The sequence below is a fragment of the Paenibacillus sp. NPDC057967 genome, assembly GCF_042887015.1.
GTDB lineage: Bacteria > Bacillota > Bacilli > Paenibacillales > Paenibacillaceae > Pristimantibacillus.
On the sequence record NZ_JBHVQB010000003.1, the window covers coordinates 158,049 to 173,594 of the forward strand.

The 15,546-nt window shown below is 50.4% G+C and carries 12 protein-coding genes and 2 tRNA genes; 7 read left to right on the forward strand and 7 right to left on the reverse strand.

The features are described 5' to 3' along the window. Positions 1–6: 6 nt before the first annotated feature. The 5 genes from ACFVSO_RS08215 to ACFVSO_RS08235 form a co-directional block, all read right to left on the reverse strand. Positions 7–1,194, reverse strand: a complete 1,188-nt coding sequence (locus ACFVSO_RS08215; RefSeq protein WP_387472049.1) for an aminotransferase class I/II-fold pyridoxal phosphate-dependent enzyme — start codon at positions 1,192–1,194, stop codon at positions 7–9. Further along, the gene (locus tag ACFVSO_RS08220; RefSeq protein ID WP_387472051.1) at positions 1,187–2,122 is read right to left on the reverse strand and encodes a D-alanine--D-alanine ligase; all 936 of its coding nucleotides are present in this window, start codon (positions 2,120–2,122) and stop codon (positions 1,187–1,189) included. Before ACFVSO_RS08220 ends, ACFVSO_RS08215 begins: the two co-directional genes overlap by 8 nt. A gap of 16 nt (positions 2,123–2,138) precedes the next feature. After that, positions 2,139–3,629 (reverse strand): aminotransferase-like domain-containing protein, encoded by a 1,491-nt coding sequence (locus ACFVSO_RS08225; RefSeq protein WP_387472053.1) that lies wholly within the window; start codon positions 3,627–3,629, stop codon positions 2,139–2,141. A 177-nt stretch (positions 3,630–3,806) separates the two neighbouring features. Next, positions 3,807–5,060, reverse strand: coding sequence for an ABC transporter substrate-binding protein (locus ACFVSO_RS08230; protein WP_387472056.1), 1,254 nt, complete (start codon positions 5,058–5,060; stop codon positions 3,807–3,809). A 771-nt stretch (positions 5,061–5,831) separates the two neighbouring features. Next, positions 5,832–8,513, reverse strand: a complete 2,682-nt coding sequence (locus ACFVSO_RS08235; RefSeq protein ID WP_387472058.1) for an adenosylcobalamin-dependent ribonucleoside-diphosphate reductase — start codon at positions 8,511–8,513, stop codon at positions 5,832–5,834. A 179-nt stretch (positions 8,514–8,692) separates the two neighbouring features. Here ACFVSO_RS08235 and ACFVSO_RS08240 point away from each other — a divergent pair, with 179 nt between their 5' ends. The 3 genes from ACFVSO_RS08240 to ACFVSO_RS08250 all read left to right on the forward strand — a co-directional run bounded on the left by ACFVSO_RS08240 (position 8,693) and on the right by ACFVSO_RS08250 (position 12,479). Continuing rightward, on the forward strand, positions 8,693–10,513 hold the full coding sequence (locus tag ACFVSO_RS08240) for a DEAD/DEAH box helicase (protein ID WP_387472061.1): 1,821 nt from the start codon (positions 8,693–8,695) through the stop codon (positions 10,511–10,513). Further along, positions 10,510–11,454 (forward strand): YqhG family protein, encoded by a 945-nt coding sequence (locus ACFVSO_RS08245; protein WP_387472063.1) that lies wholly within the window; start codon positions 10,510–10,512, stop codon positions 11,452–11,454. Before ACFVSO_RS08240 ends, ACFVSO_RS08245 begins: the two co-directional genes overlap by 4 nt. Positions 11,455–11,579: 125 nt before the next feature. After that, on the forward strand, positions 11,580–12,479 hold the full coding sequence (locus ACFVSO_RS08250) for a hypothetical protein (RefSeq protein ID WP_387472066.1): 900 nt from the start codon (positions 11,580–11,582) through the stop codon (positions 12,477–12,479). On the opposite strand, the gene ACFVSO_RS08255 is transcribed toward ACFVSO_RS08250, so the two are convergent. Then, positions 12,476–12,721: a YqzE family protein gene (locus ACFVSO_RS08255; protein WP_387472068.1), complete on the reverse strand. Its 246-nt coding sequence runs from the start codon at positions 12,719–12,721 to the stop codon at positions 12,476–12,478. The two genes, ACFVSO_RS08250 and ACFVSO_RS08255, sit on opposite strands and share 4 nt — an antisense overlap. Before the next feature lie 120 nt (positions 12,722–12,841). On the opposite strand from ACFVSO_RS08255, the gene ACFVSO_RS08260 reads away from it, so the two are divergent. Further along, positions 12,842–13,552, forward strand: a complete 711-nt coding sequence (locus ACFVSO_RS08260) for an N-acetylmuramoyl-L-alanine amidase family protein (protein WP_387472070.1) — start codon at positions 12,842–12,844, stop codon at positions 13,550–13,552. Here the strand turns inward: ACFVSO_RS08260 and ACFVSO_RS08265 are convergent. After that, the gene (locus tag ACFVSO_RS08265) at positions 13,517–14,389 is read right to left on the reverse strand and encodes a divergent polysaccharide deacetylase family protein (protein WP_387472072.1); all 873 of its coding nucleotides are present in this window, start codon (positions 14,387–14,389) and stop codon (positions 13,517–13,519) included. The two genes, ACFVSO_RS08260 and ACFVSO_RS08265, sit on opposite strands and share 36 nt — an antisense overlap. A gap of 184 nt (positions 14,390–14,573) precedes the next feature. Here ACFVSO_RS08265 and ACFVSO_RS08270 point away from each other — a divergent pair. From ACFVSO_RS08270 to ACFVSO_RS08280, 3 genes are all read left to right on the forward strand, one after another. After that, positions 14,574–14,660: transfer RNA gene (locus ACFVSO_RS08270), tRNA-Leu, on the forward strand. Between the two features lie 261 nt (positions 14,661–14,921). Beyond that, a complete protein-coding gene (locus ACFVSO_RS08275) occupies positions 14,922–15,182 on the forward strand; it encodes a hypothetical protein (protein ID WP_387472074.1) in 261 nt (86 codons plus the stop codon). A gap of 211 nt (positions 15,183–15,393) precedes the next feature. Beyond that, positions 15,394–15,480: transfer RNA gene (locus tag ACFVSO_RS08280), tRNA-Leu, on the forward strand. Positions 15,481–15,546 lie beyond the last annotated feature (66 nt).

Below are 15,546 nucleotides of genomic sequence, written 5' to 3' on the forward strand. Positions count from 1 at the left end.
ATGTCATCAAACCGGCTGCATCGCCTGCATAAATTTCCCCATCCGCTCCAGCGCCTTCTCCAGATCTACGATGGAAGTGGCATAGGAGCAGCGCACATGCCCTTCGCCACCCCGTCCAAATACATGTCCCGGAACGACCGCCACCTTCGCCTCCTGAAGTAAACGAAGCGCAAACTGCTCGGAAGACATGCCCGTTGATACGATAGACGGAAACGCATAGAAAGCTCCCTCCGGCTCGTGACACGTCAGCCCAATCGCATTTAAGCCGGCTACAAACAGCTTGCGGCGTTCATTATAGCTTGCCATCATCTCATCCTTAGCAGTCAAGCCATGACGCAATGATTCCAGTGCGGCGATCTGTGCAATGGCTGGCGCGCACACAGCCGTATACTGATGAATTTTCAGCATGCCGGCTATAAATTCTTGCGGCCCGCATGCATAGCCTATCCGCCAGCCTGTCATCGCGAACGCTTTGGAAAAGCCGCTGATCACGATTGTACGCTCCTTCATGCCTGGCAAGGAAGCGATGCTGACATGCCCTCTTCCATAAGTTAGCTCGGCATACACCTCATCCGAAATGACGACCAGATCGTATTTAATAATGAGATCGACGATCGGCTGCCAGTCCCGCTCCGTCATTACTGATCCGGTAGGATTACTCGGATAATTGAGCATTAAAACCTTGGAATTGGGCGTAATAGCGGCCAGGAGTGCTTCTGGCGTCAGCTTGAATTGCTGCTCTGCCGAGGTTGCTACCTCTACGATTCTCCCTCCATGCAGATGAGTGATCGGCTCATATGCAACATAACTTGGTGCCGGAATCAGTACCTCATCCCCGGGATTAATGACGGTCCGCAGCGCCAGATCGACTGCTTCACTGCTCCCCACCGTTATGATGATTTCCTGCTCGGGATTATAGGTTAGATCGAAGCTGTTCGAAAAATACGCCGATATCTCCTCCCGCAGCTCCAACAGCCCGGCATTGGCAGTATATTTCGTATGTCCGATGCGCAATGCCTGAATACATGCCTCGCGTACCTTCTCTGGCGTGACAAAATCCGGTTCGCCAATGCCAAGAGCGATTGTATCGCCGCCAGATGCCACATTCAGATCAAAAAACTTACGAATGCCTGACGGCCGAATGAGCTGCACACGGGAGGATAAAAATCGTTCCGAACCTTCTTTCTTACACATGAGCCATCCCCCGTTTCGGACTCCGCTCTTGCAAAGAGATTTCAATAATCCGGTCCAGCAGTCCGGCAAAAGTAAATCCTGCGGCAGCTGCGCTTTTGGGAAGCAGGCTGTTGGCGGTCATGCCCGGCAAAGTGTTCACTTCCAGCACGTACGGCGTATCGCCGCACAATATCATATCAACTCTTGCATAGACCGAGCATTGCAGCAGCCTGTAGCTGGCAAGCGCCGCCTCGCGGACACGCTGTTCCACTGCGGCAGGCAGCTCGATCACCTTCTCTTCCGCGCCGCCGTCCTCATATTTCGCTTTATAATCGAACCACTCCGAGTGCGCGGAACGGATGCCGATAATCGGCAGCGCCTCGCCGTCCACAATGGAGCAAGTAATTTCCGTTCCTTTGATGTAACGCTCAATCAGGATCGTTCCATCCAGATCGCTGGCTTCTTGGACAGCCGACTGCAGCTCCCGCTCATTATGCACAAGCTGAATGCCGATGCTGGAGCCGCCTGTATTCGGCTTCACAATAACAGGGTAGCCAAGTCTCTCCACCGCCTGCGGGTCATACTCATGCATCCCCTTCCAGCTCAGCCCCTCAGGCGTTGGCACACCGCCTGAGGCTAGCAGCGTCTTGGACAGCTCCTTGTTCATGCACAAACTGCTTGCCAGCACACCGCTGCCCGTATAAGGAATGCCAAGCGTCTCCAGCGCCCCCTGCACCGTTCCGTCTTCACCGAACTGTCCGTGCAAAGCCAGCAATGCCAGATCAATGTCAGATTGCTGAACCTTCGTAATCAAATCCTCCCGCTGATCAATTACGATGGGAACCACTTCATAGCGGCTGCGATCGAGATGTCCCACCATCTCTTGCCCCGTCTTTAACGAAACCTCTCGCTCAGTCGAAATGCCGCCCATTATAACTCCGATTTTCATCCTGACACCCCATTTATCATTTTGCGCGCATCAGCTTGCTTGCCTGTTCGCCAATCATCCGTATTCCTTGCTCAATATGTTCATCCGCCACTCTTGAGAATCCAAGCCGCAGCGTATTCGTCCCTTCGCCTTCCCTAATGAAAAAGCGGTCTCCCGGCGTGAATATAACGCCTTGCTCCTTGCAGGCTGCCAGCAGCTCGCGTGTATTCACGCCCTTGGGAAGAGTGAGGAACAGATGCAATCCTCCGTCGCCTGTCAGCTTCGCATCAGGCAGATAGACTTCGCAGCATGCTTTGGTCAGCTCATATTTGCGCTTATATTCCGTTCGCGCTTTTTTCACATACTTATCGAAATTGCCGTTGAGCAAATATTGATACAAAATCGATTGATCGATAGTAGACGTATGGATTGATCTTGCGCGCTTGATGCTTTCCAGATGGTCGATCAGCGCACGGTCTCCCAGCACCCAGCCTACCCGCAGACCGGGGAACAGCACTTTGGAGAAGCTGCCGATATAGATAACCCCGTTCCCTTGCCCTGCTGTCGCAATGAGTGGTGCAATATGCGCTCCCGAGTATCGCAGCTCCTCGTTAAATCCATCCTCAATCACGGGTACACCGTATCGTGTCATCAGCTTCATAACGGCGCTGCGCTTCTCCGGCGCCATGACAATACCAGTCGGATTGTGATAGGAAGGCGTCAGATAAGCCAGGTCGAATGTGCGCCCTTGCTTCAACACCTGCTCGAGCTTCTCAGTAGAAATACCGTCGCGCTCCATCGGTATCCCGGTAATTTGGAAGCCTTGCAGCTTCAAATTTTTGAGTGCCGTATGATGCGTCGGATTTTCACAAATAGCCGCTCCGCTTCGTGATTCAGGACGTAGTGCAGACAAGGCAATGTCGAAGCCTTCCGTAAAGCCGCTTGTAATGAGCATATCTTTGCCGCTGAGATCGACGCCCTTATTCTCCATATAGCGCATTAAGTAGTCAATCAGCGGCTTATAGCCCTTGGCGTATCCGTAATTGAGCAGTACCTGCCCTTCAATCGCCATCCGATCCATGAAGGCTCGCCTGACATCTCCCAGATCGAACAAATGCTCATCCGGAGCAATGCTGGTGAACGATATCATGTCCTTCGAGCCGCGAATGCCTGGCTTCATAATATCCAGCTCAACTGCCGATAGGGCATATCGGTTCATTCTGGCCATCCAATCGATCTGCAAGCTTGCAGAACCGTCTGAAGTGCTGCCGCCTGCTGCTGAGTGGCCCGACATCGCGGCAACATAGCTGCCTTTGCCGGGGATGGCATACGCAAAACCGTCATCCTCCAGGCTTTCATAGGCGGCAATAACGGTATTGCGGCTTACCTTCAGCAGACTGCTCATCTCGCGTGTGGAGGGCAGCTTCTGGTCCCCTTGAAGCGCCCCTTTTATAATTAAACGTTGAATGTATTCTTTCACTTGTATGACGACCGGCCGATCGCTAACGAGCTTGAAATCCTGGAACATCCTTCATCGCCCCCACTTACATGATGGCATAGTCGCGTCGCGAAAAAAAGAACCACCCCCTTGAATTTTTCATCCTGGGGTGGTTCCTATGTATCATGTATCGTAAATAATTACCGCATGTTGAAGCTATCTCTCCATTTCCGAATCGAGCGCGCTAGTGCCCACCTCCGCCTCCTCTTACTCTTCGACTTCCTTAGTTTTTGCCGCAATAACGGCATCATTCACAGCACTTTCCATTTCATCCATTACGTCGTCCACTGATTTTGTGCCCATAATGAGCTCAGCCAATAAGGGGCCTGCCCCTTGATATGCTATCCATTCGTACTTGCTTGGTCTATCTAATTCAGGAAGTTCCAACTCAAACAGTGCTTTTACATTTTTGTTGTGGAGTTCCGGAATATTTTTTCCAAAATCATCATTATGAATTAATTCGCTCAGTACAGTTCCTCCTCCATTTTCCACCAAGAACTTTTGCACTTCATCCGATACCAGATATTGTATGATTTCAAACGCGCTTTCTTTATTTTCACTTTCACTGTTGATGTGAACAGAAATTGCCCTCGTTCCAGATCCTATATTGGAACTGGCATCAACTCGGGGGAAGGTCACCAAATCGATATCTTGATTGTTGGCGGCTCCATCTACGATTGGATATACCGGAACACCAAGAAACATTGCCGTTGTCCCGTGTTTCAAAAAGCCATCTGGGAAACTCAAAAAGCTCCTCGTCGGTCTATTCCCGTTCTTTTCATAAACGTTATCAATCTTTTGTATCACTTCCAATAATTCGGAAGATAATTTGAATTGATCGGTTTGCGGATCCAAATACGTGACGTTGTATTGATCTAATAGCATTTGTACTCCGTTGCCACTTATAAGGTCTAGACCTACATATTTCGATCCGTTAGGAAAATCAGAGAACCGACTTGCAAGCAGGATCACATCGTCCCAAGTCATTCCATCGGTTGGATAGGGAATATCGAAAGCATCGAAAGGGGCTTTATTATAAAATAACGCGGTTAAAATCCTTTGGATAGGCACCCCATATAACTCGCCGTTCTCACGGGAGTTTCTTTGCAACAGAGCCGGAGCAAATCGGGATAAATCCACATTCTCCTTGCTTATAAAAGGACTTAAGTCCGTATATAATTTATCCCGCAAATGGGGCGGGACGGACGCGGAATCTGTATCAAAAATAATATCGGGTAAATTCTTTTCTTCGTACAATGATTCGATTTCATGGTATAAAAGGATCTCATAGGTTATTTCATAATTTGGAAATGCGTTGTTAATTTTCGTTTGTAATTCTTCTAGAATCTCCCCAGAAGCACCAATCGACAATTTTATATTTTCTTTCTGTACGGGACCCACTTTGGAGCAGCCTGCTATAATCAATACAATTAATGTGCACATTACGAAAATTTTTTTCAATAGATTACCTCCTGTATACATTTTTAGTTTTAAAAAGGGGTTAGATATCAGAAATTCAGGGCTAGATGTCCAAGTAAAATTATACATTAATATATATATTTTTGGTAGAATTACTTAAAAATATGTAGGTATGATGGCATAGTCGCGTCATGAAAAGAAGAACCACCCCGCTGGATTTTTCATCCCTGGTGGTTCCTATGTGTCTATGATATACTTCTTCAACGCTATGCTCTTTTTCGAATAACGAAGCGTATAATCCCAGCAACGCAAGACTCCATATGAATGTCTCTATCATTTTGTTTGAAACCATATCAGGATGATGTCCACACATGTCAAATATTTGTAATATCTTGTTTATAATCTTACCGTTATACATTAAATAACAATACTGAGATAGATTTAAAAGCTAATTTGTAATTTTTTGAGACCTACGTCGAACCTTATTTTCAAGAAAAAGGACCTCGAATACCACTCTATAGTGGTATTCGAGGTCCTTTCGCGTATAAATTAGGACGTTCCCCTATCATGTGAGCACTATTGGGACAACCCCTATCACGCAATGCATGGTTAGAACTTGCTTTTCTTGATCATTTTACGACTTCATAACGAAGTCTCAGGGAACCGCTTTTTTCATGATTAATAAAAACAATCCAGAACGTTTATATCTCTTTTCATTCAATTAAAATAGGGCAGGCAATTGTCGTCATTGCCTACCCCATTGGACTTTTATTCATTGTTACACATCAAGTATAAATTCGAACATACCCTTTTTTAATTACACTTGCTAAACCCGCAGCTAGCACACTGCTTGCAGCCTTCCAAATTGATCAAAGTAGCGGAACCGCAGGACGGACAAAGGTCTATTTCTTGATAATAGGCAACCTCCTCAGAGGGTTCCACAGTCTGCAACTCGATAGAGTCATCCGTCACGCTAATAGACAAATGCTCATCCTCCACATTCGCTGGAGCCTCCGTCTCAACCCCAGCCGCTACGCTGTCCCCGTGCATCTCCAGCGCCTTCGCCACCGCATCTGCGATGGACTCCACCCGATTGACGCCGAAGCCGATGGCGCCCGAACCGCCGATGCCCTTCAGATGTTTGATCAACAGACGGATTTTCTGGCCATGGTCTCCATAACGAAGGAATAACGAGCAGACACGTCCAAGCGCCTCCGCCATAGCGAATACATCGGAGCCTGCCTTGCCTACGTTCAGGAAAATCTCAGCAGGCGTACCGTCCAGATCATTGATCGTAATATAGGCCATGCCGAACGGCGTGTTAATCTTGTACGTCGCTCCGCGCAGCACCGACGGCCGCTTCTTATATTGTCTATCCACTCCTGGAGCAGCGAACACTGGAGATGCTTCAGCTGTCACCGTCGATTCCTGCGCAGCCCAGTCAGCTTCACTGTACACTGTTGCCACAGCTTCCGCTGCTCCGTCAGGCTCTACGGCTTCCACCCTTCCCATAACTGCAGCTTCCACAGACGGAGCATCAACTTTCTCCTTGCCTGCATCGCCATTATCATCTCCGCTCTTATCGGCCGTAGACAGCACCTGCACGTCACGGCTGCCGTCGCGATAGATCGTAACGCCCTTGCAGCCAAGCTCGTATGCCAGCTCATACAACCGCTCTGTCTCTTCCACTGTGAAGTCAGCCGGGCAATTGGCCGTCTTGGAGATCGAGCTGTCTACCCAGCGCTGGATAGCAGCCTGGGCGCGAATATGATTTTCGGCGGATAATTGCATCGCTGTTACGAAGTAGTCCGGCAGTTCCTCGCCGGGATGCGCATCCTTCCACTCCTGCGCAATCGGAACAAGCTGCTTGTCGAAGCCAAGTCGACTCTGGCGGAAATATTCGAAGGCAAAATACGGCTCGATTCCCGTCGACGTGCCGACCATCGTCCCCGTGCTGCCCGTCGGAGCTTGCGTAATGATCGTCACGTTGCGGATGCCGCTTTTCCCAATCGCCTCTCCTACTTCGGGATACGCCTTGATCATTTCTTTCATAAAGCCGCTCTGAACGTATTTCTCCCGATCGAAGGCAGGGAACGAACCTTTCTCCGATGCAATGCGGGACGATGCCACATAAGCTTCCTTCGCCATAAAGCCGTACAGCTTATCCAGGAACGCCAGCGATTCCTCGCTGCCGTATCGGATCTTGAGCTTAATCATCAGCTCCGCAAGTCCCATCGTACCGAGCCCGATCCGTCTTTCGTTTTTCTGATTCCGCTCGTTCTCCTCGAAGTGGTAAGGCGTCTTGTCGATGACATTGTCGAGGAACCGGACGGACCACTGCGTCACTTTCCCTAGCTCTGCCCAATCGACATCCCTTTTCCCTGCATCGTAGAACTTGGACAGGTTAATCGCGGACAAGTTGCATACGCCCCAACCAGGCAAGCCTTGCTCGCCGCACGGATTTGTCGAGACGATGGGGTTGAAGTACCAGCTGTTCGACATCTTGTTGTAACGTTCCATAAAGACAACACCCGGCTCTGCCGACTTCCACGCCGAGCCGATAATCCGATGCCAGATTTCCTTTGCCCGGAGCTTGTTATAGGTCACCACATTTTTGCCAAGGCTGCGCCACGCCTCCAGATCGCCCGTCCACACCTCGTCATAATCCGGGTCCTTCGTATCCGGGAAGACGAGCTCCCATTCCAGATCGCGCTTGACCGCGTCCATAAAGGCGTCGCTCACACAGACGGACAGGTTCGCATTGGTCACCTGGCCCATTGTTTCCTTCACCGTAATAAATTCAAGCAGGTCGGGATGCCAATCATTCAGCATCAGCATTAACGCGCCCCGGCGGCTGCCGCCTTGCTCAATCAAGCCCGTCGTATAGCTGAACAGCCCGCCCCAGGAGACTGAACCGCTGGAGCTGCCATTGACCCCTGCGACAATGGCTCTGCGAGGCCGGAGCGAAGAGAGATTCATGCCTACACCGCCGCCGCGCGCCATGATCTCGGTCATATCCGTGAGCGTCTTCATAATGCCGCCCCGGCTATCATGCGGAGATGGAACAACATAACAATTGAATAAGGTAAGCTCATCGCTCGCCCCGGCTCCCGCTGCAATGCGTCCCCCAGGCACCAGCTTCCAATCATCCAGGATCTCCCGGAACTTCCGCTCCCACTCTACACTCTTGGCAGGCGTACGCTCCACCGATGACATCGCTTCGGCAAGCCGGTCCCACATCTGCTCCGGCGACAGCTCGATGGGGTGGGTCAGCCGCATGGTCGTCGTCTGCAGCAGTTCGCCTTCGCCAGTCTTCACGGTCACCTGCTCCCCGTCCCGGCTGACAACTTCAACAACCTCCTTCACAGGAAATTTAGCATCATCCTTCAGCAGGGCAAGTACCGTATCCCCAGCTTTCACCCGACGCGCGTCCTCATGCTTGCGCGCATACCGGTCCAGAAAGATTTTTTCGCTCAAACCTGTTAATCTCCGCATTTCGATTCTCTCCCTTCACACCTATGAATCACACTATAATCAACATATTGTATGTAAATAAGATTATAACACACTATATATAGATATTCTTATGACAGAACCGTGAATCTTATTAATATGTCTCCGGAAGGCTATACTAATGACAACTAATCGCTGTAAGTAGTGAAAGGAGCACTAAGATGACCTTCGACTCTAAGACGCAGAGCACAGCGGACAACGATTCGACATTCGCAAGACGCAAGCTGCATCCGCATGTCGACCTGCAGATTGACCGCTCCTGGTTTGATGAGCTTCAGCACCGGATGAGCCGCAACGGCCCTTGGGATGATTGGACACTCTACCAGCTGGCTATGGAAGCAGAGCAAGCGAAGCGGGTTGAGAGCTTCGAGCAGCTACAATGCCTTCGAACCCTGCCATCCTTCGAACCTATGCCCCATCAAATCGATACAGCCAGCAAAGTGCTGCACGAAATGGGAGGCCGGGCCATTCTGGCCGACGAGGTAGGCCTCGGCAAGACGATAGAAGCCGGGCTGGTGCTGAAGGAATATATGGTGCGCGGACTCGTGAAACGCGTGCTTATTCTTGTACCCGCCTCCCTGGTGCTCCAATGGGTGAGAGAGCTGAACCAGAAGTTCGGCATTTCCGCCGTTGCCCAGAAAAAAGAACATACATGGGGCTATGACATTGTCGTCGCCTCGATGGATACAGCCAAGCGTGATCCGCACCGCGAGCGCGTGCTTGGCACCGATTATGACCTCATTATCATCGACGAGGCTCACAAGCTGAAAAATAAAAAAACGACCAATTACCAATTCGCGACGCAGCTTCGCAAAAAATATTGCCTGCTGCTGACAGCTACTCCGATCCAGAACGATCTGGACGAGTTGTACAACCTGATTACGCTGCTGAAGCCCGGCCAATTGGGCGGGCAAAGTGATTTTGCCGCGAACTTCGTAGTCGACAAACGGCTCCCGAAAAACGAAGACCAGCTGCAGGAAGCGTTGTCCTCTGTCATGATTCGCAACCGGAGAGGCGATGGCGGCATTCATTTCACCAAGCGCTTCGTCAAAAATATCCCGCTCTCCCTCTCTCCAGAGGAGAAAGCGCTCTACGATGCCGTAACCGGCTTCGTGAAGGAACGGTACGATGAAAGCGGCGGCGATCTGACCAGCATGCTGTCGCTTGTGACGCTGCAGCGTGAAGTATGCAGCAGCAGGGACGCTGTCTTCCTTACCTTAGTCAATCTATTCAAGAAAACAACGGAAGACTCCCCTCTTCGTCCGAAGATTTGGGAGCTGGTAGAGAAAATTAAAGGCATCACGGCCAATACGAAAGCTGAAAAAGCGATGGAACTCATCAAGGAAATGAATGAGAAGGTCATCATCTTTACGGAATACCGGGCGACGCAGGAATATTTGCTGCAGTTTTTCCGCTCCCACAATTTGATGGCCGTTCCCTATCGCGGCGGCATGAACCGGGGCAAAAAGGACTGGATGATGGATCTCTTCCGCGGACGCGCTCAAATTCTGATTGCAACCGAAGCCGGCGGTGAAGGAATCAACCTGCAATTTTGCCACCATATGATCAACTTTGACCTGCCTTGGAATCCGATGCGGGTGGAGCAGCGGATCGGCCGCGTCCATCGGCTTGGACAGACTGAGGACGTCAAGATTTATAACCTGTGCACGCTAGGTACAATTGAAGAACATATCGTTAATCTGCTGCATGAGAAAATCAACCTATTCGAGCTGGTCATCGGGGAGTTGGATCATATTCTGGAGAAGCTGGAGGGCGGCGAATCGCTGGAGCAGCGGCTTGCCAAAGTATTGCTGGAATCCGGCAACGACCAGGATTTGAAGCGGCAATTAAACTCTTTGGGCAGCTCAATCAGCCAAATTCGCAACGAAGTGAAGTCATCCGGCAACAACCCTTATTCCGCCGGCCCTGATCTTCTGGTGAAGATGGATAAGCTCGGTCAGTCCGTGGAGGTGAAGCCGTGAACACGAAACAGATTCATAAGTATGTGAACCGTTATTTGGAGGCGACGGACTGCTCTATTATTGAGAAATCGCCAGCCCACTTTACCGTTAAGCTATCTCCGGATGCTGATCGCGAGCTCACCAATCGGCCCTATTATTGGAGCTTTGTGGACCGGGTAGGCGCGGAACCGGAGACGATGACCTTCCTGTTCGTCACAGATAAGGAGAAGTATGAGGCAGGACTGGTAAGCGAAGCTCCGCCAGAGAAAACGGAAGCGCCGGACAGCCAAGCCGCTGCTGCCGATGCGGCTCTTGTCCGCTCCTTCGGCTTCATCAACAGCTCGGTCAATGCGCCGCGCATTCCCAGGCAAGACGTCTACTTCGGCTCGCAAAAGCTGGAGCAGCTGTTCGGCGCCGCGAAGTCCCGCGGAAGCTTCGTTTATTTGTTCCAGGAGCCGGACAAGCGGGGAGCAAGCCCGTTCAGCTCGACACCCTATACCGCATGGCTTGGCGTCAACATACGGGTGGAATTCGCTTGCGACCGTAAACGCGAGGAAATTCACAGCCTCGGTGTATCGCTTGTAACGGGCTATTGCGCCGATCACTTCCATGACCGGCTGCTGGAGCTGCGGCTTACTCCCCGCCTGCCCGCCAATATTCATGTGACGAAAAACGGGATTTCGTTCGCCAAAGCGCAAGCGATTGTAGAGCAAGCGCTGGAACGCAAGCTGAAAAACTATGATTATACGTGGGCGGGAGACGCCTCCGCCAGGCTGCAAGAAGAGCTGGATCGAATCGACGCTTATTACAAGACCCTTCTGCAGCATGCGACAGACGAGAACAAGCTTGCCATTCAAGAGCAATACGAGCAGCGCCAAGCCGAGACAAGGTGGCAATTCGAGCCGAGAGTGACGGCTTCCGTCATTAACTGCGGCGTTTTTCATCTGGAGGGGATCAATTGAAAAGAAATAGACGGGAATCGCATCTTTGCGGCAAAAAAACCTTCAATATTCATCGTGCTGTGCGACAGGTTGCAACAACCTTTTTCGAGCCCGTCCGCTACACTAAGTATTGAGGTGATGACGAAATGTCAAAAATCGTATCCAAATCATGGATCGCAGCTCTACTAATCCTCTGGTATCTTGCCGCAGGAATCGGCAGCTTTCAGGCTGACGCGTCGACGACCGGACAAGCATCCGATTCGGCAAGCTCTGATGTGCAGAAACAAGCAAAGTTCTGGGTGGACGAGCTTTCAGCCAAACCCGGATACAAAAGCTGGCAGGGGACAACGATCTCCGTATCTCCCCTTGGTCCAGGTACACATAGCTGGCTTGCCGTTATTCAAAATACCACCCAAGCTTCCGTCGGATATTTGGTCATACATGCGACGGAGGAAGGCAGCTTCCAACTGGGCGAATACGGTACCGGGTCTTACCCTTTATTCAATGAACAATCGCTGCAGCTCTCGCTGCTGCAGCTTGAACTTATATATAAGCAGATCAAAGCGGAGCGCGTATACACTCATCCCCTTCATGCAGCCTGGCGGATCACATCCAAATCGAGGGTCCATTACGCCGATGCCGTATCGGGAGAGCAGCTTCCTGTCAGCAAGGATGACGAATGGAATCAGACTGGCGAGGATAACCATTCTCCGCCTGCAGGTTTGACTGAAGCCCAAGCAAAAGTGAAAAAGTCTACCGTGATCCCCTCTTTTAATCCATATGGCCGGCTGCCGTGGCTCACGAAGGCACCTATATCGTTCACTGATCAGAAATATTCCGCATTGTTGAAGTGGATTGGAGAAAAGAAAGAAATTCGTTATACAGTGGAATCCTATGAGGGCAAGCTGCTTCAAGTGTGGTCGATTGTGGGCTATGATACGTGGGAAGGCGGCCAGCTTTATCTTGCCTTAACCAAGGAAGAGTCAGATGACCGCCGTTATATGCCAATTGATCTTCTAACGAAGCAAGGGAAGTTTTATCGTTAAGAATTACGCTCCGTACGGTTTTTGCTGCGCCACCAGATAAGCAAGCTTGCAGGTCCCCATCCGAACCAGCGCGTCAGCCAAGGCTCTCTTAACGCTTTGGCTGTTGTTCGTGCTTGCTTCCGTTCTTCAGCAGGCGTCTCTATATATTGCACCAATTGTTCGGTCATATACTTAACCAGATCATTGCCTCCCGCCATATCCGTCACCTCCCGTAATGTCTTGCTATCTAAAGCTTTCCCCATTCTTTTTGCGCCTAACCATGCATGAGTTTACCTCTGAATAGCCACGATAATGTAAAGGCAGGCTAGTTCGTCATGGTGGACTGATTGGTGAATATAAACAGAATGCGGGAGGCTGCAATCATGTATCGGTTGCTTGTCATAGGTTTTATTGCGCTAACATACGCGATATGGGGATATGCCCCTGCGGCTAGTGCTTCACAAGAAGATCGTTCCGAACGTTATGACGAGGAGCAGAACTGGACGCTCCCTCATACTACCGTCATTATTGATGTGGGCCATGGCGGCATTGACGGCGGCGCATCGCATGGCTCCACCCTGGAGAAGGATATTAATCTTGCTGTCGCAAGCAAGCTTTATCTCATGCTGAGAAGCCAAGGCATTCCCGCCATCATGAATCGGACGGGCGACTATGCGCTCAGCGAAGAGAACAGATGGCATAATACCCGCTCGCGCCATCGCAAGGATTTGTCCCAGCGCAGACAATTAACCGAAGAGATTGGAAGCGAGCTGCTGGTCAGCCTTCACGTGAACGCCGCGCGAAACAGCACGAAGCGCGGGCCGCTTGTGCTGCATCAGAATGCTGGGGAAAGCGCCTTGCTGGCCTTCTGCCTGCAAGACGCGCTGAACAGACAGCAAGCAACCCTCGGCCTACCACGGCTTGGTGAGCCGTTCTATTTGCTCCGTCGCGTCGACCAGCCCTCCGTCATTATCGAGATGGGGTTCATCAGCAATGCGGAGGACAGAGCCATGCTGACCAACCCGGCTAAGCAGAATGAAATCGCACATGCCATTGCTTCAGGGATTCGGCAATATAAATGGGTCGCTCATTGATTCGTTCACCATATCGGATAGCTTAACGAAGGTAGCAATATCCTGCATTCGAGGAATAGACTGCTTCAGCACGGAAGCGGTCTTCTTGCCCGGGGGGCCGACATGGCCGATCGTCACGGCGCTATCATGGGTTTCCAGATGCTTGCGCAATACGGATACTTGCTTCGAGATATGCTGCTCGGTGTACACATCATCGAGAAACACATCGTTCGAGAGCAGCGTAATGCCGACCTCCTCGGCAATCTTCGGCACAACCGTCTTGAATGTCGTGCGACTGTCCAGGAAGAACAAGCCGCGCTCCTTGCATACCGTCAGTACGACGCGCATAATGCGCTCGTCCGCTGTTATTTTGGAGCCCATATGGTTGTTCATCCCGATAGCGTGAGGCACATTGTCGATCGCTTCCTCAACCCGTTTTCGCACCTCTTCATCGCTGAGATCTGCTGTGATCGCACCTGGTCCAAGCCACTTCTTCAGCCCTTTGTTCGGCTCCATCGGCATATGTACAATTACATCATGTCCAAGCTGGTGGGCAGCCTCCGCATCCTCTTTGGTCGTTGGCATGAACGGCATAACGGCAACGGTGATATGCACCGGAAGCTTTAGCATCTCCTCTGTGCCGGGCATTCCGTTGCCGAAATCATCAATAACGATAGCCAAACTCCGGCTGTCTGCAGCTTTGCTCCCCGTCTCCGCCAACTCTTGAATAACGGAAGCGTCAGCTCTTGCAGGTGCCGTCAACGATGCCGCAAGCATCAGAAAGCCGATGAACCACTTCACCAATAAGCGTGCTTGAATTAGCTGCTTTCGTTGTCCGTTGTTCCGGTTCATTTTCATGAGCAAGACTCCTGTTCTCTCAGTATAGGTTCTGCAATGTCTCGCTTATTATTTCCTTTACAGGAATGAATTATGAAAAGCTGGCTTGTTTGAACTAAGGGACTAGACTGAAAATTTAAACTTCAGGCAAATGGTTGACTTGTCCTCCAATAACATGCGACAATAAGGTTCGTCAGTAACATATGCGGTCGTGGCGGAATTGGCAGACGCGCTAGATTCAGGTTCTAGTGGTGTAACAGCCGTGGAGGTTCGAGTCCTCTCGACCGCACCAACCATGCATGATAAGCTCATCCATTGCGGAGACGCAACCGGTGAGTTTTTTTGTGCTTTTATTAGATCAGACTCAGCCACTCATATGGCATGTTTTTTTATTTCGGTCCCAAAAGAGCAGTTTGAAATTATTTATATTCATTGACTAATTTTACATTATTTGCTAGATTTAATTTGAAGGTGAACGCCTCTTCATCCCCTTGCTGGCCAGCATCTGTCTAGACATCCCCTTCAGATATCGGATTGGAAAGGACGATGATCGATGAGAACCAAAAGAGCTATGCTGACCATGCTGGCAGTTATAATGGCGTTTATATTAGCAATGCCCGCTTCCGCTTCGACACCTGCGCTGCAATACCCTTATGGCTATACCCTTGTAGGAGGAGGAGATCTTACGATTACCGGCTACTCGACACGAGGCGCTTATCCGGGTGATAATGACGTTAAGCTTTACAAAGGCAGCTCTTTGTACAATCAAACAAGTATGTTTGGAATCGGTCATTTCAGCTATACCTATTCATAATTTGCCGCAAGGCACGTATTACTTCTTCTTCCCCGGCCAGCCATGGTCCATTTCCGATGTTACCTTTACGTTTAACTAATGCTTGAACCTTGCCCGGGAACTTTGCTCCCGGGCTTTTTTGATTCCCGACTATTTTTAGTATCAGGAAATAAATGCTTGACCTGCATTCAAGCTTTATGGTAAGATCATTTTCGTTGACGTCAAATGACATGCGGTCGTGGCGGAATTGGCAGACGCGCTAGATTCAGGTTCTAGTGGTGTAACAGCCGTGGAGGTTCGAGTCCTCTCGACCGCACCATAACGTAATTAACAGGTTTCCAATCTGGCTTCACCAGATCGGGAACCTTTTTTGTTACTCTGAGAA